Origin of the sequence: Marinobacter sp. C7 (assembly GCF_022343555.1) — a bacterium.
Classification (GTDB): Bacteria; Pseudomonadota; Gammaproteobacteria; order Pseudomonadales; family Oleiphilaceae; genus Marinobacter.
Map to the genome: position 1 here is coordinate 613,029 of NZ_JAKQZH010000001.1, position 20,433 is coordinate 633,461.

Below are 20,433 nucleotides of genomic sequence, written 5' to 3' on the forward strand. Positions count from 1 at the left end.
ACACGAGCATTTCGGGAGACAATCGGGGGAGATGAGTTGGCTCAGAATGACAAGTCCGGGCGACTTTCCTCCGGTCAAATGTGTACACTTGTCAACACGCAAGGCAGACGGCACGGCAACGCATGGCAGAACGACAACGACGAAAGCCCGGGGAAACGCGGGAGAAACTGATGGGTGCAGCGCTGGCCCTGGTCGGCAAGGGACGGCACTTTGCCAGTCTCGGGATTCGGGAGGTGACGCGGCAGGCGGGCGTGGTTCCAACGTCTTTCTACCGGCATTTCCGGAATATGGACGATCTGGGGCTGCAGCTGGTGGATGAACTTGGGCTGGTGTTGCGGCGCATGATGCGGGAGGCCCGCGCCAATGTGTTGCAGTCGGACAAGCTGATCGAGGAATCGGTGGGGATCTTCGTGGCCCATGCCCAGGCTAACCGGAGTTTCTTCCTGTTCATGGCCCAGGGTCTGGCGGGGGAGAGCCGGGCGGTGCAGGAAGGCATTCGCAGTGAAATGCGGTACTTTGCCAGTGAGCTGGCCAACGACCTCAGGCGGCTACGCCTGATGGATCATCTTACCGATGCCGATCTGGACCTGACCTGTGATCTGGTGGTGCGCACGGTTGCTTTCAGCCTGACCGACCTGCTCAGTGTTTCCCCCGATGATGACTACCAGCTTGGCCAGATCCGGAAGCGGACGAGCCGCTTCCTGCAGATGATCTTTGTAGGCGCCGGCCACTGGCAAAGCGACGGCACCTGATTCCTGTATTCCCTACTTGCCTGCGGACGCGGTTCTCTTCCGGGTGCCGGTGCTTTTGGGGTTCGGGGGAAGCACCAGGCTCTCGATCTCGTCGAGCGCCTCGCCGGTGTAGACCGCGAGTCTCTGCATGCTGGGCAGCGTGTCACGGCAGCCGGTGTAGCCGAAGTTCAGCGAGCCGGCATAGCTCAGGCAGGTAATGTTAAGGGCGCCGCCATGGGCTATCAGTGACACCGGGTACATGGCCTCGAGCCTTGCGCCCTCATAGTAGAGCGTCTGCTGCGGGCCCGGTACGTTCGAGATGGTGACATTGAACACCGGGCGCATGCGCCCGCCAAGCCCGGACATCAGTTGCAGGATGTAGGGCGACATCAGCATCATCGTGTACTGGGTCAGGGCACTGCGCGGGAGCTTTTGCAGATGCTCCTTGGCCCGTCGGGTCGAGGTCTTGATGTTCTGCAACCGGGTCAGAGGGTCGGGTTCGTCGGTTGCCAGAGAGGCGATCATGAAGCTGATCTGGGTGCCGGTGCCCTCGTCATCCGAGGGACGGATGTTCACCGGGATGCCCGCTGTGAGCGGAATATCCGGCAGATTGTTCTGTTCCTCCAGAAAACGGCGCAGCGCCGTCCCGCACAGATAGAGCACGATGTCGTTGAGGGAACCGCCGGAGGCGTGAGCCAGGGCTTTGAGACGGTCCAGCTGGTAATGCTGGGTCGCGAAGCGGCGCTGGGGGGTGACCCGGTGATTCAGGATCGAGACCGGGCCGGTGAACGGCGCAGTCAGGCCGTCTTCAGGGTGTCGCACCGAGTGCACCAGTCGGTTGCCGGCCTGCCAGAGCCTCGGCGCCATGTCCGCCTGCAATTTCAGGGCATCCATGGCCTGGGAAACGGCAGCAGGAATGGTGGCTTCCTTGTCGGTTTTGCTGCCCCTTCGGCGCTGTGGCTTGACGGACCAGGGCGGAAGCATTTCCCGCCGGTCCGGATCGGTCGTGAGCACCCGCTGCATCAGGCGCACACCGCTGATGCCGTCGATCATCGAATGGTGCATCTTGGTGTACAGGGCAAACCGGTTGTTTTCCAGGCCCTCGATCACATGGCATTCCCAGAGCGGCCGGGAGAAATCCAGCGGGTTGGAGTGCAGGCGCGACACCAGTATACCCAGTTCCCGCTCGCCCCCGGGCCGCGGCAGGGCCGAGTGCCGCACGTGGTAATCCAGGTCGATCTTTTTGTCTTCCACCCAGTACGGGGCAACCAGCCGGCCAAGAAAGCCGGACCAGGCCAGTTTGTAGCCCCAGGGTGAGGCGATGTCGCCAGCTTCCTTCATACGGGTAACCATGTCCCGGAGGAAGGTTTCGGGAGCGCCCTCCGGCAGTGAAAAAATCTGCAGGGTGCCCACGTGCATCGGGGTGTCCTCAGATTCCACGGCCAGCCATGAGGCATCCAGTGTTCCCAGACGTTTCATTCCTTGTTGTACTCCACTAACAATGTAAGGGATTTTTAGTTGTAGCTAGAAAGTATACTGATAATGGACCGTGTTCACGATTCAGGGTGCTATAAAGTTCCCAGTTCGGACGAATTTTTTTATTGTGCTCGGGAGAGAGTTTGATGCAGTTTCTCAATGGCATAACCCTGCTGCTGGTGTACCAGCTGGTCGGAGAGATAACCGTGCGATTGCTGGGGGTGCCCATTCCCGGGCCAGTACTCGGCATGGTGATGCTGTTCATCACCCTGTGGATCCGGGGCAGTACGCCGGAATCGGTGGAAACCGCCTCTACCGCGCTGCTCAGTCACCTTTCGCTGCTGTTTGTGCCAGCGGGCGTTGGCATGATGGCGCACTTCAGTCGGATCGCAGATGAGTGGCTGCCCATTACCCTGGCGCTGCTGCTGAGCACGGTCATTACCATGGTGGCAACCGCTCTGGTGATGCAACTGACCACACGGTGGCTGGTCGGTTCGGCCGCACAAGAGGAGCAGGACCATGAATGATCCCGGCTTGAAGGATATCTGGGTCTACCTTTCCGCCTCGCCGCTGCTGGGGCTGACCATTACTCTGGTGGCCTATGGTCTGGCCTACCGGCTGTATCTGCGCACCAATTCCAATCCACTGGCCAACCCGGTAGTGACGTCCGTCGCCATGCTCATTGGCCTGCTGTTGCTGACCCGAACCTCCTACAACGATTATTTCGAGGGCGGCCAGTTCGTGCACTTTCTGCTCGGTCCGGCTACGGTGGCACTGGCGGTACCGTTGTACCAGCAGTTCTCGAGGCTGCGTCAACTCTGGATGCCGGTTACCATCTCGTTGTTGTGCGGTGTGGTGATTGCGGCGGGCAGCTCAATCTGGCTGGCCCGGATCTTCGGCGGCTCATTCGAGATCCAGATGTCCCTGGCGCCGAAATCGGCCACGGCACCTGTGGCCATGGGCATCTCCGAGAAAATCGGCGGCCTGCCATCGCTGACGGCTGTGCTGGTCGTCATCACCGGGATTACCGGTGCGGTGCTGGGCACCAAGCTGTTCGAATGGATCCGGGTGAAGGATGACACCGCCAAGGGGATCGCCATGGGCGTCGCGGCTCACGGTATCGGCACCGCCCGGGCGTTCCAGGTCAGCAACCAGATGGGCGCCTTTTCGGGACTGGCCATGGCGTTGTCCGCGTTCGCCACCGCGGTATTGGTGCCCTGGCTGGTAGACTGGATGCAAACGCTTTTTTAAGGCAAATTTCACACACCAGAATAACAAACGGTCAGACGTTCAAAGACACGTGACAACAAGCTGAGGTTTTATCGCACATGCAAACCAAGTTTCTTCTCGACGAAAGCCAGATGCCCAGGTACTGGTACAACCTGCAGGCCGATTTCCCCGAGCCGCTGGCGGAGGTACTGCACCCGGGTACCAAACAGCCGGTCGGTCCGGCGGACCTGGAGCCCCTGTTTCCCATGGAACTGATCCAGCAGGAAGTGTCCACCGAGCGGGAAATCGAGATTCCCGAACCGGTTCGTGACGTCTATCGGCTCTGGCGCCCGGCACCGCTGTATCGGGCACACCGTCTGGAGAAGGCTCTGGGAACCCCGGCCAAGATTTTCTACAAGTACGAAGGTGTCAGCCCGGCGGGCAGTCACAAGCCCAATACCGCCATCCCGCAGGCGTTCTATAACCAGCAGGCGGGTATCCGGACACTGACCACCGAGACCGGGGCGGGGCAGTGGGGGACCTCCCTTTCTTTCGCCGGTTCCCTGTTCGACATCGATGTCACCGTGTTCCAGGTGCGGGTTTCCTATAACCAGAAGCCCTACCGCCGTGCGGTGATGGAAACCTACGGCGCAAAGTGCGTGCCGTCGCCTTCCGAATTGACCGAGTTCGGCCGCAAGGTGCTCGCCGAGAACCCCGATCATACCGGTAGCCTCGGTATCGCCATTTCCGAGGCGGTAGAGCTGGCGGTTCAGGATCCGAACACCAAATACGCCCTGGGCTCGGTGCTGAACCACGTACTGCTGCACCAGAGCGTGATTGGCCTGGAAGCGATGCAACAAATGGAAATGGCTGATTGCTGGCCGGACGTGATCGTGGGTTGTACCGGCGGCGGTTCCAACTTTGCCGGCATTGCTTTCCCGTTCATGGGCCATGCCCTGCGTGGTGGCGAGAAATCACGGATAGTCGCGGTCGAACCGTCGGCTTGTCCCACCCTGACCCGGGGCAAGTACGCCTATGATTACGGCGATACCGCCCACATGACGCCGCTGACCAAGATGCACACCCTGGGCTCCGGCTTCACGCCACCCGGTTTCCACGCCGGTGGGCTGCGTTATCACGGTATGGCGCCAATGGTGTCCCACGCCAAGGAACTGGGACTGTTTGATGCTGTGTCCTATACGCAGCGGGAGTGCTTCGAGGCAGGTGTGCTGTTTGCCCGCAACGAGGGCATCGTGCCGGCACCGGAGGCCAACCACGCGGTCAAGGGCGCCATCGAGGAGGCACTGCGGTGCAAGCGTGAGGGCAAGGAGGAGGTGATTCTGTTCAACCTCTGCGGCCATGGCCATTTCGATATGGCCGCCTATACGTCCTATTTCGAAGGGCAGCTTGAGGACTACGAATACGATGAGCAGGAACTGGCCATGGCGCTGTCCGGCCTGCCGTCTGTTTCAGCCTGATCAATCGTTCCCACCACAATAAGACCTCCCGTCTCTGCCGCCGGCATTGAGTTGCCCGGTGGCAGAGGCAGGATCACTCTTCAATGGGCGAGGGTGGAGGGCAATGATATTCCTCCACAACCGTACCGTCATCCACGCTTTCCAGGTGCACATCAAAGCCCCAGAGCCGATGCACATGGCGCACTACTTCCTCGGTGTCTTCACCCAGAGGCACCCGGTCAACGGGTATATGCCGGAGCGTCAGCGATCGGTCGCCACGGACATCCACATTCCATACCTGGATATTCGGTTCCCGGTAACTCAGGTTGTACTGCCGGGCCAGCTTTTCGCGCAGCGGCCGGTAACCGGGGTCATCGTGAATGGCGGTGACCGTGTAATGATCCTCCTGATCGTCATTCTCGATGGCGAAGAGTTTCAGGTCGCGCATCACCTTGGGTGACAGGAACTGCTGGATGAAACTCTCATCCTTGAAGTTGCGCATGGCGAAGTGCAGCGTTTCCAGCCAGTCCGAACCGGCAATGTCCGGGAACCATTCCCGGTCCTCTTCGGTGGGAGTCTCGCAGATCCGCCGGAGGTCGGTGAAAATCGAGAAGCCGAGGGTGTAGGGGTTGATGCCGGAATACCACGGGCTGTTGAACGGGGGTTGGTATACCACCGCTGAATGGCTCTGCAGAAACTCGAGCATGAAGCCGTCGTTCACCAGACCCTTGTCGTACATGCGGTGCAGCAGGGTGTAGTGCCAGAACGTGGCCCAGCCCTCGTTCATCACCTGGGTCTGGCGCTGCGGATAGAAATACTGCCCGAGCTTGCGCACGATCCGGATGATCTCCCGCTGCCAGGTCTCGAGCAGGGGAGCGTTTTTCTCGATGAAATACAGCAGGTTCTCCTGGGGCTCCTCCGGGAAGCGGCGCTGGCGTCTGACCGGGTCATCGTCATCATCCAGCCTGGGGATGGTGCGCCAGAGGTCGTTTATCCGCCGCTGCTGGTATTCTTCACGTTCTTTCTGACGGCGCGCTTCCTCGGCGGCAGAAATGGGCGGTGGACGTTTGTAGCGGTCCACCCCGTAGTTCATCAGGGCGTGGCAGGAATCCAGAATCTCCTCCACTGCGTCGACGCCGTGGCGCTCTTCGCACTCGGCCACATAATTGCGGGCGAAAACCAGGTAATCGATGATGGCGCTGGCGTCGGTCCAGGTCCGGAACAGGTAGTTTCCCTTGAAGAAGGAGTTATGGCCGTAGCAGGCGTGGGCAATCACCAGTGCCTGCATGGGCAGAGTGTTCTCCTCCATCAGGTAGGCGATACACGGGTTGGAGTTGATCACGATCTCGTAGGCCAGCCCCATCTGCCCGCGCTGGTAGCCCTTGGCGGTGTTCAGGAACTGCTTGCCGAAGGACCAGTGATGGTAGCCCACGGGCATGCCCACCGAGCTGTAGGCATCCATCATCTGCTCGGCGCTGATGACCTCGATCTGGTTCGGGTAGGTATCCAGGCCGAACTCCTGTGCGCACCTGGCGATCTCCTCGTCGTACTGCTGGATCAGTTCGAAGGTCCATTCCGAACCGGTGGAAATCGGTTTCCTGGCCCCGGGCTGCTGGTTTTCCGGAGCGTTCGGACGGTCGACAGTCTTACTCATGCGGCTTTCCTCTCGAACAACTGGCGGAACACCGGGTAGATCTCTCCCGGGTCGGCGATTTGCTGCATGGCAAAGCTCTGGGGGAACCGTTCCAGGATCTTTTCGTACTCGTACCAGAGCATCTGGTGATCCTGGGGCGTGATTTCCACATAGGCGTAATACTGGACCAGCGGCAGAATGCTGTCGGCCAGCAGCTTGCCACAGACCGGGGAGTCGTCATTCCAGTTGTCGCCGTCCGACGCCTGGGCGGCGTAAATATTCCATTCCGACGGGGAGTAGCGGGACTCGATGATCTTGTGCATCAGCTTGATCGCACTGGAGACGATGGTGCCGCCGGTCTCCCGGCTGTAGAAGAACTCCTCCTCGTCCACTTCCTTGGCGCTGGTGTGGTGGCGGATGAAGACCACATCGATCTTCTTGTAGTTCTTCTTGAGGAACAGGTAGAGCAGGATGAAGAAGCGCTTGGCAATGTCCTTGTGCATCTGGGTCATGGAGCCGGAGACATCCATCAGGCAGAACATCACCGCACTGGTGGCCGGTTTCGGTTGCTTCACGTGCTGGCGGTAGCGCAGATCGATCTCGTCGATGAACGGGATTCGCCGAACATTGGCCTTGAGTCGGGCGATCTCGTCCTCGAGTACCTTGATCTGGTCATCGTGGCTGAAGGCCGGGTCCAGATCTTCCGGTGCCGATTTCAGGGCTTGCAGCTGTTTTTCCAGATCCCGGATCTTCTTCTTGCGGGCACCGCCAAGGCCGAGGCGCCGAGCGTGGGCTCCCCGCAGGGATCGCACCACGTCCAGCTTGGCCGGAACGCCCTGATTGGTGAAGCCGGCCCGCACGTATTTGAACGCTTCGGTGTCCTTGAGTTTCTTGCGCGCCAGGTTGGGCAGTTCGAGGTCATCGAACAGGAAGTCGAGGAACTCCTCCTGGGTGATCTGGAAAGCGAACTCGTCCATGCCTTCACCATCCGGGCTGGCCTGGCCCTGACCACCCCCCTGGCCACCACCGCCCTGGGGCTTGGGGATCATGTCCCCGGCCACAAATTCCTGGTTGCCGGGGTGCACCATCTCCCGCCGGCCGCCCTGGCCGTGGTGGAAGATGGGCTCGTCGATATCCCGGGTCGGGATACTGACTTTCTCACCCCGTTCAACGTCCGTGATCGAGCGCTTGTGCACCGCATCGGCCACCGCTTTCTTGATGTGGTGGCGGTAGCGGCGCAGGAACCGCTCCCGGTTCACCGCGCTCTTGTTCTTGCCATTCAACCGCCGGTCGACGATGTGGGTCATACCCATAGTGCTACTCCCATCAGTGACTGGTCACTGATTTCAGTGAGACTTGCGAACACGCAGGTACCATTCGGCCAACAGCCGTACCTGCTTCTCGGTGTAGCCTCGCTCGACCATACGTTCGACGAACTGCTTGTGCTTCTTCTGGTCTTCCTGACTGGCTTTCGGGTTGAAGGAGATGACCGGCAGAAGATCCTCGGTGTTGGAGAACATCTTCTTCTCGATCACGCTGCGCAGCTTCTCGTAGCTGAGCCAGGATGGGTTGCGGCCCTGGTTGTTGGCCCGGGCGCGCAGCACGAAGTTGACCACCTCGTTGCGGAAGTCCTTCGGGTTGCTGATGCCCGCCGGCTTCTCGATCTTCTCCAGCTCGTCATTGATGGACGCGCGGTCGAGGATTTCGCCGGTCTCCGGATCCCGGTATTCCTGGTCCTGAATCCAGAAGTCGGCATAGGTCACGTAACGGTCGAACAGGTTCTGACCGTATTCGCTGTAACTTTCCAGATAGGCGGTCTGGATTTCCTTGCCGATGAACTGGACATAGTGCGGCGCCAGGTATTCCTTGATGAACCGCAGGTACTTCTCCTGGATCTCAGACTGGAACTGCTCCTGCTCGATCTGCTTCTCCAGCACATACAGCAGGTGCACCGGGTTGGCCGCCACCTCGGTGGTGTCAAAGTTGAAGACCTTGGAGAGAATCTTGAACGCGAAACGGGTGGACAGGCCATCCATGCCTTCCATCACCCCGGCGGCATCCCGATACTCCTGGATGGACTTGGCTTTCGGGTCGGTGTCCTTGATGTTCTGGCCGTCGTACACCTTCATCTTCGAGAAGATGCTGGAATTTTCCGGTTCCTTGATCCGGGACAGCACCGAAAACTGCGCTAGCATGTCCAGGGTATCGGGCGCACAGGGCGCACCGTACAGGGAACTGTTGGTCAGCAGCTTCTTGTAGATCTCGATTTCCTCGGTGACCCTCAGGCAGTAGGGCACCTTGACGATGTAGACCCGGTCCAGGAACGCCTCGTTGTGCTTGTTGTTCCGGAAGGTCTGCCACTCGGATTCGTTGGAGTGGGCCAGGATCACGCCGTCGAACGGCACCGATCCCATGCCCTCGGTGGTGTTGTAGTTGCCTTCCTGGGTGGCGGTCAGCAACGGATGCAGCACCTTGATCGGCGCCTTGAACATCTCCACGAACTCGAGCAGGCCCTGGTTCGCCTTGCACAGGCCGCCGCTGAAACTGTAGGCGTCGGGATCGTCCTGGGAGAAATCTTCCAGCATCCGGATGTTGACCTTGCCCACCAGAGCGGAGATGTCCTGGTTGTTATCGTCGCCCGGCTCGGTCTTGGCGACCCCCACCTGATCGAGAACCGACGGGTACTTCTTGACCACCCGGAACTGGCTGATATCGCCCCCGAACTCGTGCAGGCGCTTGACCGCCCAGGGCGACATGATGGAGTTGAGGTAACGGCGCGGAATACCGTATTCCTCTTCCAGGATCTCGGCATCCTCGGCAGGGTCGAACAGCCCCAGCGGCGATTCGTTCACGGGGGAGCCCTTGATGGCGTAGAACGGCACCTTCTGCATCAGGGCCTTGAGCTTCTCCGCCAGGGAAGACTTACCGCCACCCACCGGGCCCAGCAGATACAGGATCTGTTTCTTCTCTTCCAGGCCCTGGGCGGCATGGCGGAAGAACGAGACGATGTTTTCCACGGCATCTTCCATGCCGTAGAACTCGGAAAATTCCGGATAACGCTTGATCACCTTGTTGGAAAAGATGCGTGACAGTCTTGAGTCACGAGAGGTATCCACCAACTCCGGCTCGCCGATCGCAATTAACATTCTCTCAGCGGCCGTGGCATAGGCCGTTGGGTCCTTTTTGCAGATCTCCAGGTATTCCTCAAGAGAGTATTCTTCCTCTTGGGTAGCTTCATACCGGTCTTTGAAATGCTGCAGTATGCTCATAGATGGCCCCTCGCTCGCTGTTCTTCAGCTTTCAGTTCACGCAATTTCCCCGTTGCTGTTGGCTCCGCCTGTCCCGGCGGTGTTTATCTGGTTATGGGTAAAAGGGATGGATACTTACAAGGCGCGCTGCAACTTTCTCTTCGCGACTTGCTTATTCTGAGCTTAGTTCAGGTTCGCGAGGTTGGACAGTGGGCGAGTGGTTAAGGTTCATTAAATTGTGTTAGAGGGGTGTGCCGTTTTTGTAGCTGGGGCTGGAGCGCACCGGGGGTCTTTTTTCTGGCGAATTGGCAACTCGCTTCGCTCAGACATCAAATTCACCAGAAAAAAGCCCCCACTCGTCAACCGCCAAGACTCCCAACCCAACAGGCTGGGAGAGCCAGCCTTAAAGCTTGGTCAACCGGAACACGCTTTCTGAGGCTCCCTCAAGCCCGCGTCGCTTGGCAAACGGATGATCCTTGGCAAGGGTGTTGGTCAGTACGTGTTCGATGTCATAGTCCAGGCCGTAAAGTTCCCGGACCTCGTCGTTGGAGACGTTAAACGGAGGCCCCTTGATTTCGGTGTCGTAGTCCAGGGTAATCAGAAGGACGCGCGCACCGTCGGGGATGATGGCTGTCAGGTGCTCGACGTACTTTTGCCGCATGGAGGGTGGCAGGGCGATCAGGGCCGCGCGGTCGTAGATCAGGCGGATGTGTTTGAGATCATCAGGCGCCAGCTGGAAAAAATCGCCACACCAGATCTCGAGATCGTCGTGCTTGAAGGTGGTGAAGGGTTCTCCCGGGTGCACCTTGGCCTTTTCGCCGGCTTCCTCGAAGAAATCCTTGCACGCGATCTCGCTGAGCTCCACACCGAGCACCGGGTGCCCGCGGTCGTGCAGCCACCACATGTCGTGAGCCTTGCCGCACAGGGGGACGAATACCGCATCGGAGCGCTCTCCGGCCAGCTCCGGCCAGTGATCGTGCAGGTATTGGTTAACAGTGCCCTCGTGGAAACCGATCTCTTTCTTCGCCCAGCGTTCATGCCAGAATTCGTGTTCCATGGTTTTTCCCTTCCGCGGTATTTGGACGTTTTCCTCAGTCTACCTTAATCTGTGGCGATCTTGAGATGGGAGAAAAGCATGAAAGCCGTATTCCTGGATGCCAATACCCTGGGCAATGATGTCGACCTTTCACCGATCGAGGCCGTTACCGGCGGCCTGACCAAACATGAGCGAACCGGCCCGGACCAGGTTCTGGAGAGGATCCGGGGCTTTGACACCGTGCTGGTAAACAAAGTGGTTGTAAAGCGCGAGCATTTCGAGGCCTGCCCGGAGCTGAGGAACATTGCCGTGGTGGCCACCGGCCTGAACAATATTGACCAGGACGCGGCGCGGGAGCATGGCGTCAAGGTAATGAATGTGACCAACTACGGCCGCTCCACCGTGGCCCAGCACACCCTGGCTCTGATGCTGGCGCTGGCCACCCGTCTGCTGGACTATGACAGGGATGTGCGGGCCGGCCGCTGGGGCCGGAGCGACATGTTCTGCCTGATGGATCATCCTATCCTCGAGTTGGAAGGGCGTACGCTGGGCGTGGTTGGCTACGGTGATCTGGGGCAGGGCGTGGTCGAGCGCGCCAGGGCCTTTGGTATGAAAATCCTGCTGGGTGCCCGCCCGGGCCAGGAGTCGGGCGAGGTAGACGGCTATCCGCGGATCCCGCTGGATGAGCTGTTGCCACAGGTGGATGTCCTGTCACTGCACTGCCTGTTGACGGACGAAACCCGCAACCTGATCGGCAAGCGGGAGCTGGAAATGATGAAAAGCGATGCGCTACTGATCAATACCAGCCGTGGCGGTCTGGTGGACGAACAGGCCCTTGCGGACGCCCTGAGAGCCGGAGTGATTGGTGGTGCAGGTTTCGATGTCCTTACCGAGGAGCCGCCGCGTAATGGCAACCCCTTGCTGGCGGATGATATTCCCAATCTGATCGTCACCCCGCACTCGGCGTGGGCCAGTCGGGAAGCGAGGCAGCGGATTGTGAATATTACCGCTAACAACCTCGCATCGGTCGAATGAGACTGAAAACCGGGTCAGGTACCCGGTCCCCACTCAGTAGCGCCAGCCGATGCTGGCGGACACGCCTACCTGATACATGCTCAGTTCGATGGTCTGCTGCGGGTTGAGCGGGTTGTCGCCCTTCACGCTGTTGCGCGGTGAGTAGAAGACCGAACCTGAGAACTCCAGGGATTCGCTGAACTGGCGGGTGAAGCCGCCAGTGAAGTGCCACTCCTGGACTCCGGGAGCCAGGATGTTGAACAGCACTTCCTCTTCCTGCACCGGCTGCTCGCCGTAGCTGATGCCGGCACGCCAGGTTTGCTGGTCGGTCTGCTGCCACTGCCAGCCGAGTTTGACGATGGTCATATCGTCCCAGCCGAAGCCGGCACCATCATCGTCACCCAGTTGTGCGGTCATCAGGTTGGGCAGCATAGGGTTGCCCACGCTGTTGATCTGGCCATAGCGGATATGCTGGACATCCACCAGGATCCAGTGCCGATCGATGCCGGACCAGGCGATGCCCGCGTTGATCATCTGGGGAATATCGAAGTCGCCCTGTTCAGCGAACAGGCCCCGGTAGTCATCGAATTCTTCCATTTCCAGAATGGTGCGGAAACTCAGGCCACCACGCAGAGTGTCGGTGATCTCACCCTGCCAGCCAATCTGGATGCCGTAGCCCCAGGCATCATCCGTCCCATTGTTGGTCAGGGCGGACGGATCGGACGAATAGGGGGAGAACGCGCCCAGGCCTTTGGCTTCGAAGCGCTGGTAGGCAATCATCGGAGAAATGCCGATGGCCTGGTTGTCAGCGAATTTCCACGACCAGGTGGGGGCAATGTACAGTTGCTCCAGGTTGACACCGGTTCGGCCGCCATAGAAGGGACCGCCATTATCGCCAGGGTAGCTGGTGTTCATGCCCCCGTTGGCAAACACTGAAACGCCAAGGGCGTGCCGGTCGTTAATCCGGTGATTGGCCCCGAAGTGAGGGATCACAAAGGCATCCCGGCTGCTCTGGTAGCTTCCCGGCTGCAGTGAGAAGGCAGGAGGGGGTGCCATCGGGCCTTCCACTTCATATTTCCGTCGTGGCGAGAAGAGTTCAAGCCCGCCGTCGACACGATCGCCCACGAACGCCAGTCCTGCGGGGTTGGTGGCAGCGGCGATGCTGTCCTGGGCCAGTGCCGCACCGGCGCCGGCCATGCCGGAACTGATGGTTCCATAGCCATGGCTGAAGTAACCATTGGTTGCGGAAGCAACTGATGGCAGGAGTGCGGAGGCCGCTGCAATGCTCAGGGCAGTCTTGAGGCGCATAACTGTGACTCGTTCTTTGACAACTACTGAATGTGGCGATCGTTTATACACAACGTCAGTTATAAGGTGAAGAATTAAAGATTAATATGGTTATATTGTCCTGTTAGGCCTCGCAAACCGACAGTTATCGGCCATACTTTGGGGCACCGGCTTATATCCCTGATAAACTGGCTAAAATTTCGTGGAACAGGATGTCACGTGGCTTCATTCCAATTCAAAGAACGGCTGCAGGCCGCAGAAGACTGGATTCTGGCGAACCCCAATCCGCCACAGCAGTGGCCCTGGACCTGGCTCTATAAGGTCGGGCGTTCAGCCTATGCGCTGGTAAGGGATGTGATCAGCGGGCAACTCACCCTGCATGCCATGAGCCTCGTCTATACCACGCTGCTCAGTATCGTTCCGTTGCTTGCCCTGAGCTTTTCGGTGCTCAAGGCCCTGGGTGTCCACGAGCGGATGGAGCCTTTCCTGTTCCAGTTCTTTGAGCCAATGGGGCCGCAGGGAATTGAACTGGCAAACCGGATCCTCGGTTTTGTGGACAATATGAAGGTCGGGGTGCTCGGATCGGTTGGTCTGGCCCTGCTGGTCTACACGGTGATCTCGCTGGTGCAGAAGATCGAGCGCTCCTTCAACATGATCTGGCGGGTACCGGACATGCGCTCCATGGCCCAGCGGTTCAGTAACTACCTGAGCGTGATCATGGTGGGGCCACTGTTGATGGTGTCCGCGATTGGTGTCACTGCCACCATTTTCTCCTCCGAATTTGTGCAGACACTGGTGGAGATCGAGCCGTTCGGCTCCCTGATCCTGTCGATCAGTCGCTTCACGCCCTTTTTCCTCGTGGTGGCTGCCTTTACGTTTGTCTACATCTTCATTCCGAACACACGGGTCAAGCTTCGTTATGCCTTTACCGCGGGTCTGGTGGCCGGGGTTTCCTGGCAGGCTGCCAGTATGCTGTTCGCCTCGTTTGTGGCTGGCTCGGCCAAGTACGCTGCCATCTATTCCAGTTTCGCCATTGGTATCATCCTGCTGATCTGGATTTACCTGAACTGGATGATCCTGCTGCTGGGCGCGAGTCTGGCGTTCTATCTTCAGTATCCGGGGTCAGTGGCGAAGAAAAGGCAGGTCCAGTTGTCCCCGGAACTCCAGGAAAGAGTGGGGTTGGCGGTCATGTGGATGGTGGCCAGGCCGTTCAGTGAAGGCGAAGCTGCCCCGCAGCAGGAGGCGCTGGAGCACAGGCTCCGGGTGCCGGGAGAGGTGACCAGGACGATCAGCGATAAGCTGATCCGGGCCGGTTTGTTGTCCCTGGCGGGCCGGCAGGGCGATCAGTTGGTGCCCGGGCGGGCCCTCGACCTGATCACCGTGCGGAATATCCTGGATGTGGTTCGCCGGGACGAGGACCGGGTCGTGGACCGGCTACCGGTGGTTTTGCCGCCGGGACTCATCGATGGAGCAAGAGAGCTGGAGTCTGAAACCCTGGCTTCGTTGCTACGGCAATCGAAGGCCTGAGCCCCAGCCTCCTGGCCCGGCCTGCATTGCGGTATCTGTTCAGAGCAGCGTTTCCCCGAAGACGAAGACCAGTTGGCAGACGCCGGCGGCGAAGCCAAGGAAGGCGCCCACCAGGATCAGTTTGATCTCGTCCTCCTGAAAGCACGGTCGCAGCAGGTCCTGGAATTCTTCCGAGGAGAGGGCGATCATCCGTTCGACCATGATGGACTCAACCGCCTGGGCCCGGTCCTTCTCGAACACCGGGTTGTTGAAAGAGGTCTGGGAGATTTCGATGGCCTTTTCGCCCACCTGGTTTTTCAGGGTGGCAAAGCCGGTGGGGCCGAAGGCCATCTGGGTGAGCGCCTTGCCCATGCCCGCGGTTTCATCCACCAGCGGTTTGATGTGCTTTTTCACCATGTTGCGGGCCCGGTCCCCCTTCGGTCCTTCCAGGATCGCGCCGATGATGTTGCCCACGGTGAGGATTTCGTGGGTGACAATGTGGCAGAAGGATTCCGCCACTTCCGGCTGGCGTTTGAGGAACAGCCCCTGAATCCTGAGTGGCCCGACCTTTTTCTCACGTAATGGGCGGAAGATGACGTTCAGGGCGATCCAGTTGGTGGCCCAGCCCACCAGGAGTCCGAAGAACGGCAGTACCCACCAGCTGGGATAAAGGTACCAGACGGCCATCTGGATAAGGCCGAACAGGAAGCCGAAGTACAGGCCCGAGTTGATAATAAAGCGGAATTCCACTTCGCCGCACTCGAGGAAGATGCGGTTCAGCAGCTGTTTATCCTTGGCCAGGCGTTCGATCACCATGCCCTTGATGTCCAGCAGGTCTTCAATATTTTCGGAGATGTCCTCGACCAGGTTGTCCACCAGCTGCGGGGTGGACTTGCGGACCCGGTCGTAGACCATCTTGCGTGCTGAGGTCGGCAGGTTTTCCCAGAACGTGGGGTATTCCCGGAGCATCATCTCGTCGACGTATTCCTCGATGCGTGGGTCGACGGAGTGGACGATGTGGGCGGCGAGTACCTTGGGGTCGATCTGCTGGAATATCTCCTGGACGGTGCCGATCTTGGAGATGGTGGCATCGACGCTGATGGCGGCCATTTTGCGGGCTTTGGAGGGAATGATGCCCTGCCAGCCGAGCAGGGGTGGTTTGCCGATGAATTCCAGGGGGTAGAAGGTCATCTTGATGGCAAGCCAGTTGGTGGTCCAGCCGATCAGGGCTGCGATCACTGGGATGCTCAGGTATTGCCAGAATTCTTGGGACGTCAGCAGGCTTGTCATCCGGTACTCGCACTCTTTATTTGTTTTGCGGCTTGGGAGCATGTGGTCGGTCGGGCAGGGGGCTCTGAAACCCGCTCGAGCACGTCCATGTGGCGCTTGAGCTCCGCCATCCTTGGCTCCGCACAGTTTCAGAGCCCCCTGCCCGACCAACCACCCGAACATGTGAGTAATGCTCGCTTGGGCCAAATTGTCAGACAGGAATCATGTTGGCCGGTCCGGCTACTGTCAATGACTCAGAAGCCGGAACGAGACGGCGGCACGGTCGTAGCTATCAGTTACCGATATCGCCCCAGAGCCATTGGCACAGGGCTATGGTCGCAACCGGGGCGGTTTCGGTACGCAGGACGCGGGGGCCGAGTGCGACCGGCAGGAATCCGGATTGTTCGGCTGCCTCGATTTCTTCCGGACTCAGGCCACCTTCCGGGCCGATCATCAGGGCGACGGAAGACGGTTTGGCCAGGGAGTCCAGGCTCTGTTCCGTGCGGTGATGAAGGACCAGGCGCAGGTCGCAGGTCTGGCTGTGTTCGAACCACTGGCTCAGGTCCATCACCGGAAGGATTTCCGGTACCCGGGCGCGGCCGCATTGTTCGGCGGCGCTGATGGCAACCTGTTGCCAGTGGCGCAGGCGTTTGTCTTCCCGGTCACCCTTGAGTTTGACGTCGCAGCGTTCGGTGGTCAGGGGGACGATGCGGGTGACCCCCATTTCCACAGCTTTCTGGACGGCATAGTCCATGCGGTCGCCCTTGGACAGGGTCTGGCCGAGAACGATTTCGAGTGGGGACTCGGTGGTGGTGGCCGTCGCCCCGGAGATTTCCACGTGCACGTGCTTTTTACTTGCATCCCGGATTGTGGCGTCGTAGTCCCGGCCATCCCCGTTGAACAGGGTCAGTTGCTGTCCGGGCTGCATCCTCAGAACCCGGCCCACGTGCTGGGCGGCTTTTTCGTCCAGTTCGCAGGCAGTGCCAACGGTCAGTTCCGAGTCGGTGTAGATTCTGGGGATGCGCATTCGGGTCAGTCCTTTACGGCAATTTCGATGCCTTCGGTCGCGACCTGGGCGAGGTGGCGGATCTGCTCCTCTGTGATCACGTAAGGCGGCATGAAATATACCACGTTACCCAGTGGCCGTAGCAGCGATTGCCGGGTCAGGGCGTGCTGGTACACACGAATGCCCCGGCGTTCCTGCCAGGGGAACGGTGTCTTGCTGGCTTTGTCTTTCACCATTTCCACCGCCAGGGTCATGCCGTGCTGGCGGATGTCGCCGACGTTCGGGTGGTCTGCCAGATGGGCAACGGCATCGCCCATGCATCGGGACAGGCGTTGGTTGTTTTCGATGACGTTGTCATCCCGGAAGATGTCTAGGGTGGCCAGGGCCACGGCGCAGCCAATGGGGTTGCCGGTGTAGCTGTGGCTGTGCAAAAACGCCCGGAGGGTTTCGTAGTCGTCGTAGAAGGCGTTGTAGACGTCATCGGTGGTCAGTACCACGGACAAGGGCAGATAGCCGGCGGTGAGGCCCTTCGAGAGGCACATGAAGTCCGGGGTGATACCGGATTGTTCGCAGGCGAACAGGGTGCCGGTACGGCCGAAGCCGACAGCAATCTCGTCGGCAATCAGGTGCACATTGTAGCGGTCGCAGGCCTCGCGCAGTTTGGTGTGGTAGATGGGGTGGTGCATGCGCATGCCACCGGCGCACTGGATCAGCGGTTCCACAACCACTGCGCAGATTTCATCGTGTTTCTCCGCCAGGAGTTTCTCCATGGCTTCGAACTGGCGCAGGGCATATTCCTCGTCGGTTTCGCCTGCCTCTTTATTGAAGGCATCCGGGGAGGGGGCCGTGAGCACTTCCATCAGCAAGGGCTGGTAGGTGTCCTTGTAGAGCGCGACGTCGCCGAGGGCCAACGCCCCGAGGGTTTCGCCGTGGTAGCTGTTGCTCAGGTTGACGAAATTCTTCTTGCCCGGCTGGCCGTGGTTTTTCCAGTAGTGGTAGCTCATTTTCAGGGCTGCTTCGATGGCCGACGAGCCGTTGTCGGCGTAGAAGCACTTGTTCAGGCCCTCTGGTGTGACTTCAATCAGCCGCTCCGAGAGATTGACGACCGGTTCGTGACTGAAGCCGGCAAGGATGACGTGTTCAAGCTTGCCGATCTGTTCCTGTATGGCGGCATTGATCCGGGGGTTGGCGTGGCCGAACAGGTTGACCCACCAGGAGCTGACCGCATCGATGTAGCGGTTGCCCTCGAAGTCTTCCAGCCAGACACCTTCACCCCGTTTTACGGGTATCAGGGGCAGGGATTCGTGATCTTTCATTTGTGTGCATGGGTGCCACACGGATTTGAGATCGCGGGCGACGAGATCGGCGTTGCGCATGGTGAGTCTCCGGTCACGTTGTCTGGTTATGAATGGTCGCTGTTAACCTGTGCGGATATTACAGTTAACAGCGGAGTCTGGCTAGCGCGCCCCGGTTGGTTGACCTGCCGGCCAATGCCGGTGGTGTTCATTGCCCGCAAAATCTGATGGTCAGCTTACGGAGACCACCTATGCAGATTGAACTGGAACACCCCTATGAGGCGAGCCTGGAGCAGGTGCTTGGTACTTTCCTCAACAAGGATCATATTCTTGAGAAAAATGCCCGGCTTGGGTCGCGCAACGTCTGTGTGCCCGAGCTGGTCAGGGATGATTTGTCTGCCAAGTTGGTGATCGAGCGGGAAGTCACCAGCTCACTCGAGGTGCCGGGTATCCTCGCCGGCTTTCACCGGGAATGGAATCGCGTACGTCAGGAAGAGCACTGGTTTCGCAAGAATGATGACGAGTGGCATTGCGAATTCCGCGTCCACATCGAAAGTGTGCCGGCGAAAATCAAGGGCATGATGCGTCTGCTCGGATCGGAAGAGCAGTGCACCAATCACGTCCTCCTGAGCGTTCGCTGTGACGTGCCGCTGCTGGGCAAGAAGGTGGCAAAGTTTCTGGCAGACGATTGCCACGCCAAGATCGAGCGGGAGTATCAGGCGACCCGCAAGCTGCTATAGCTCGGCCACCCTGACTGAAAAGCCCCCGAAACGGGGGCTTGTGGAGGAACCGGTCAGTGAGCGAGAACCCTGGACAGGAACGCCTGGGTGCGTTCGTTCTGGGGGTTGTCGAACACGTCGTCCGGTTTGCCCTGTTCCACGATCTGGCCCTCGTGGATGTAGATGACCCGGTCTGCCACTTCCCGGGCAAAGCCCATCTCGTGGGTCACAACCATCATGGTCATCCCTTCCTTGGCCAGTTCGCGCATGACGTCCAGCACTTCACCGATCATCTCCGGATCGAGTGCCGAAGTGGGTTCGTCAAACAGCATCAGTCGTGGTTCCATGGCCAGGGCCCGGGCGATGGCTACCCGTTGTTGCTGGCCACCGGATAGCTGGCTCGGATACTTGTCGGCCTGGTTACCGATGCCTACCCGGTTGAGCAGCCGTTCGGCGGTGGCGTTGGCAACCACCTGAGAGTTGTCCTTCACCTTCATGGGCGCCAGCATGATGTTCCTCTTCACCGTCAGGTGCGGGAACAGATTGAATTGCTGGAACACCATGCCCACTTCCTTGCGGATCTCGGTCAGGGCTTTCTGGTTGCCACCTTTGGGCGCCAGGGTCTGGCCGTCGACCACCAGTTTGCCGGATTCGTACTCTTCGAGACCGTTCACGCAGCGGATCAGGGTGGATTTGCCGGAGCCACTGGCACCGATGATAACCACTACCTCTCCGGGCTCGACGGTCAGGTCGATGTTCTTCAGGACATGCAGCTTGCCGAAGTACTTGTTCATGCCCTTCATTTCAACGATATGAGTCATGGGTACCTTTCCTTCAGACAGAAGCCAGTCCGCGCCGCTCTACCAGGCGGAGGATCAATGACAGGGACAGGGTGATCGCCAGATAGAGAATGGCCACCACAAAATAGACCTCGAATGCGGTAAAGGTGTTGGCGATGTAGATCTGGCCCTGGCGAACCAGCTCTCCGACACCGATAACAGAGAACAATGAGGTGTCCTTGATACTGACGATAGCCTGGTTGCCCAGGGGCGGAATCATGCGGCGGAAGGCCTGCGGCCAGATGATGGACCAGAAGGTCTGGGTCCGTGACAGCCCCAGGGAAAGACCGGCTTCGGTCTGGCCCTTGTCGATGGACTGTACGCCGCCCCGGACAACCTCTGAAATGTAGGCGCCCGAGTTCAGGGCAATGGCGGCAATACCCGCCGTCAGGGGGTTGATCGGAGAGCCGATGAGGTCGGGCAGGCCGTAGAAGATAAACAGGACCTGCACCAGGATGGGAGTACCCCGGAAAATCTCGATGTAAGCGGTTGCCGGCCAGCGCAGGAACCACTTCTTGTTGATGCTAAGCAGGCCGAAAATAATGCCCAGCACGAAACCGATGAGCAGGCCGCCAAAGGAAATCAACAGGGTATAGGGGATCCCTTTGAGCAGAAAGGGAATAGAGTCGATGGCTGCTTGCCAGTCGAACTGAAACTGGAATTCCACGGTTAGTGTCTCCGCAGGAAGTTGGAGTCAGGAACAGCCGG

General features: G+C 59.3%; 18 protein-coding genes. 7 read left to right on the forward strand and 11 right to left on the reverse strand.

Annotation, left to right across the window (positions count from 1 at the left end; genetic code table 11):
- Nucleotides 1-122: 122 nt before the first annotated feature.
- A complete protein-coding gene (locus tag MD273_RS02790) occupies nucleotides 123-752 on the forward strand; it encodes a TetR family transcriptional regulator (RefSeq protein ID WP_353050287.1) in 630 nt (209 codons plus the stop codon).
- 12 nt (nucleotides 753-764) lie between these two features.
- Here MD273_RS02790 and MD273_RS02795 read toward each other — a convergent pair whose 3' ends face one another.
- Nucleotides 765-2,210, reverse strand: a complete 1,446-nt coding sequence (locus MD273_RS02795; RefSeq protein ID WP_239036243.1) for a WS/DGAT/MGAT family O-acyltransferase — start codon at nucleotides 2,208-2,210, stop codon at nucleotides 765-767.
- Between the two features lie 143 nt (nucleotides 2,211-2,353).
- Between MD273_RS02795 and MD273_RS02800 the strand changes: the two genes are divergently transcribed.
- The 3 genes from MD273_RS02800 to MD273_RS02810 all read left to right on the forward strand — a co-directional run bounded on the left by MD273_RS02800 (nucleotide 2,354) and on the right by MD273_RS02810 (nucleotide 4,894).
- Nucleotides 2,354-2,734 (forward strand): CidA/LrgA family protein, encoded by a 381-nt coding sequence (locus MD273_RS02800; RefSeq protein ID WP_239036244.1) that lies wholly within the window; start codon nucleotides 2,354-2,356, stop codon nucleotides 2,732-2,734.
- On the forward strand, nucleotides 2,727-3,458 hold the full coding sequence (locus MD273_RS02805; RefSeq protein ID WP_239036245.1) for an LrgB family protein: 732 nt from the start codon (nucleotides 2,727-2,729) through the stop codon (nucleotides 3,456-3,458). The genes MD273_RS02800 and MD273_RS02805 overlap by 8 nt, the downstream gene beginning before the upstream one ends.
- A gap of 77 nt (nucleotides 3,459-3,535) precedes the next feature.
- Nucleotides 3,536-4,894: a TrpB-like pyridoxal phosphate-dependent enzyme gene (locus MD273_RS02810; protein WP_239036246.1), complete on the forward strand. Its 1,359-nt coding sequence runs from the start codon at nucleotides 3,536-3,538 to the stop codon at nucleotides 4,892-4,894.
- A 73-nt stretch (nucleotides 4,895-4,967) separates the two neighbouring features.
- Here the strand turns inward: MD273_RS02810 and MD273_RS02815 are convergent, their stop codons facing one another.
- The 4 genes from MD273_RS02815 to tmpT form a co-directional block, all read right to left on the reverse strand.
- On the reverse strand, nucleotides 4,968-6,527 hold the full coding sequence (locus MD273_RS02815) for a SpoVR family protein (protein ID WP_239036247.1): 1,560 nt from the start codon (nucleotides 6,525-6,527) through the stop codon (nucleotides 4,968-4,970).
- Nucleotides 6,524-7,819, reverse strand: a complete 1,296-nt coding sequence (locus tag MD273_RS02820) for a YeaH/YhbH family protein (RefSeq protein ID WP_239036248.1) — start codon at nucleotides 7,817-7,819, stop codon at nucleotides 6,524-6,526. The genes MD273_RS02815 and MD273_RS02820 overlap by 4 nt, the downstream gene beginning before the upstream one ends.
- Nucleotides 7,820-7,852: 33 nt before the next feature.
- A complete protein-coding gene (locus MD273_RS02825) occupies nucleotides 7,853-9,775 on the reverse strand; it encodes a PrkA family serine protein kinase (RefSeq protein WP_239036249.1) in 1,923 nt (640 codons plus the stop codon).
- Between the two features lie 382 nt (nucleotides 9,776-10,157).
- A complete protein-coding gene (tmpT, locus tag MD273_RS02830) occupies nucleotides 10,158-10,811 on the reverse strand; it encodes a thiopurine S-methyltransferase (protein ID WP_239036250.1) in 654 nt (217 codons plus the stop codon).
- Nucleotides 10,812-10,889: 78 nt separating this feature from the next.
- Here tmpT and MD273_RS02835 point away from each other — a divergent pair, with 78 nt between their 5' ends.
- Nucleotides 10,890-11,825: a D-2-hydroxyacid dehydrogenase gene (locus MD273_RS02835; RefSeq protein WP_239036251.1), complete on the forward strand. Its 936-nt coding sequence runs from the start codon at nucleotides 10,890-10,892 to the stop codon at nucleotides 11,823-11,825.
- Nucleotides 11,826-11,858: 33 nt separating this feature from the next.
- On the opposite strand, the gene MD273_RS02840 is transcribed toward MD273_RS02835, so the two are convergent.
- Nucleotides 11,859-13,112, reverse strand: a complete 1,254-nt coding sequence (locus tag MD273_RS02840; protein ID WP_239036252.1) for an OmpP1/FadL family transporter — start codon at nucleotides 13,110-13,112, stop codon at nucleotides 11,859-11,861.
- 198 nt (nucleotides 13,113-13,310) lie between these two features.
- Between MD273_RS02840 and MD273_RS02845 the strand changes: the two genes are divergently transcribed.
- On the forward strand, nucleotides 13,311-14,618 hold the full coding sequence (locus tag MD273_RS02845; RefSeq protein WP_239036253.1) for a YihY/virulence factor BrkB family protein: 1,308 nt from the start codon (nucleotides 13,311-13,313) through the stop codon (nucleotides 14,616-14,618).
- 39 nt (nucleotides 14,619-14,657) lie between these two features.
- On the opposite strand, the gene MD273_RS02850 is transcribed toward MD273_RS02845, so the two are convergent.
- The 3 genes from MD273_RS02850 to MD273_RS02860 form a co-directional block, all read right to left on the reverse strand.
- The gene (locus tag MD273_RS02850) at nucleotides 14,658-15,887 is read right to left on the reverse strand and encodes a DUF445 domain-containing protein (RefSeq protein ID WP_239036254.1); all 1,230 of its coding nucleotides are present in this window, start codon (nucleotides 15,885-15,887) and stop codon (nucleotides 14,658-14,660) included.
- A 271-nt stretch (nucleotides 15,888-16,158) separates the two neighbouring features.
- Nucleotides 16,159-16,893 (reverse strand): 16S rRNA (uracil(1498)-N(3))-methyltransferase, encoded by a 735-nt coding sequence (locus MD273_RS02855; protein ID WP_239036255.1) that lies wholly within the window; start codon nucleotides 16,891-16,893, stop codon nucleotides 16,159-16,161.
- A gap of 5 nt (nucleotides 16,894-16,898) precedes the next feature.
- On the reverse strand, nucleotides 16,899-18,248 hold the full coding sequence (locus MD273_RS02860) for an adenosylmethionine--8-amino-7-oxononanoate transaminase (protein WP_239036256.1): 1,350 nt from the start codon (nucleotides 18,246-18,248) through the stop codon (nucleotides 16,899-16,901).
- 170 nt (nucleotides 18,249-18,418) lie between these two features.
- Here MD273_RS02860 and MD273_RS02865 point away from each other — a divergent pair, with 170 nt between their 5' ends.
- Entirely contained in the window at nucleotides 18,419-18,907 is a 489-nt protein-coding gene (locus MD273_RS02865; protein WP_239036257.1) for a DUF2505 domain-containing protein, read from the forward strand.
- 53 nt (nucleotides 18,908-18,960) lie between these two features.
- Here the strand turns inward: MD273_RS02865 and MD273_RS02870 are convergent, their stop codons facing one another.
- Both MD273_RS02870 and MD273_RS02875 read right to left on the reverse strand, forming a co-directional pair.
- Nucleotides 18,961-19,707, reverse strand: a complete 747-nt coding sequence (locus MD273_RS02870; RefSeq protein ID WP_251068093.1) for an amino acid ABC transporter ATP-binding protein — start codon at nucleotides 19,705-19,707, stop codon at nucleotides 18,961-18,963.
- A gap of 13 nt (nucleotides 19,708-19,720) precedes the next feature.
- Nucleotides 19,721-20,392, reverse strand: coding sequence for an amino acid ABC transporter permease (locus MD273_RS02875; RefSeq protein ID WP_239036258.1), 672 nt, complete (start codon nucleotides 20,390-20,392; stop codon nucleotides 19,721-19,723).
- Nucleotides 20,393-20,433: the final 41 nt, after the last annotated feature.

What these genes read in the sequence shown, in the direction of transcription:
- MD273_RS02790 (WP_353050287.1), top strand. Translation starts at nt 123, where the DNA reads ATGGCAGAACGACAACGACGAAAGCCCGGGGAAACGCGGGAGAAACTG.
- MD273_RS02795 (WP_239036243.1), bottom strand. Translation starts at nt 2,210, where the DNA reads ATGAAACGTCTGGGAACACTGGATGCCTCATGGCTGGCCGTGGAATCT.
- MD273_RS02800 (WP_239036244.1), top strand. Translation starts at nt 2,354, where the DNA reads ATGCAGTTTCTCAATGGCATAACCCTGCTGCTGGTGTACCAGCTGGTC.
- MD273_RS02805 (WP_239036245.1), top strand. Translation starts at nt 2,727, where the DNA reads ATGAATGATCCCGGCTTGAAGGATATCTGGGTCTACCTTTCCGCCTCG.
- MD273_RS02810 (WP_239036246.1), top strand. Translation starts at nt 3,536, where the DNA reads ATGCAAACCAAGTTTCTTCTCGACGAAAGCCAGATGCCCAGGTACTGG.
- MD273_RS02815 (WP_239036247.1), bottom strand. Translation starts at nt 6,527, where the DNA reads ATGAGTAAGACTGTCGACCGTCCGAACGCTCCGGAAAACCAGCAGCCC.
- MD273_RS02820 (WP_239036248.1), bottom strand. Translation starts at nt 7,819, where the DNA reads ATGGGTATGACCCACATCGTCGACCGGCGGTTGAATGGCAAGAACAAG.
- MD273_RS02825 (WP_239036249.1), bottom strand. Translation starts at nt 9,775, where the DNA reads ATGAGCATACTGCAGCATTTCAAAGACCGGTATGAAGCTACCCAAGAG.
- tmpT (WP_239036250.1), bottom strand. Translation starts at nt 10,811, where the DNA reads ATGGAACACGAATTCTGGCATGAACGCTGGGCGAAGAAAGAGATCGGT.
- MD273_RS02835 (WP_239036251.1), top strand. Translation starts at nt 10,890, where the DNA reads ATGAAAGCCGTATTCCTGGATGCCAATACCCTGGGCAATGATGTCGAC.
- MD273_RS02840 (WP_239036252.1), bottom strand. Translation starts at nt 13,112, where the DNA reads ATGCGCCTCAAGACTGCCCTGAGCATTGCAGCGGCCTCCGCACTCCTG.
- MD273_RS02850 (WP_239036254.1), bottom strand. Translation starts at nt 15,887, where the DNA reads ATGACAAGCCTGCTGACGTCCCAAGAATTCTGGCAATACCTGAGCATC.
- MD273_RS02855 (WP_239036255.1), bottom strand. Translation starts at nt 16,893, where the DNA reads ATGCGCATCCCCAGAATCTACACCGACTCGGAACTGACCGTTGGCACT.
- MD273_RS02860 (WP_239036256.1), bottom strand. Translation starts at nt 18,248, where the DNA reads ATGCGCAACGCCGATCTCGTCGCCCGCGATCTCAAATCCGTGTGGCAC.
- MD273_RS02865 (WP_239036257.1), top strand. Translation starts at nt 18,419, where the DNA reads ATGCAGATTGAACTGGAACACCCCTATGAGGCGAGCCTGGAGCAGGTG.
- MD273_RS02870 (WP_251068093.1), bottom strand. Translation starts at nt 19,707, where the DNA reads ATGACTCATATCGTTGAAATGAAGGGCATGAACAAGTACTTCGGCAAG.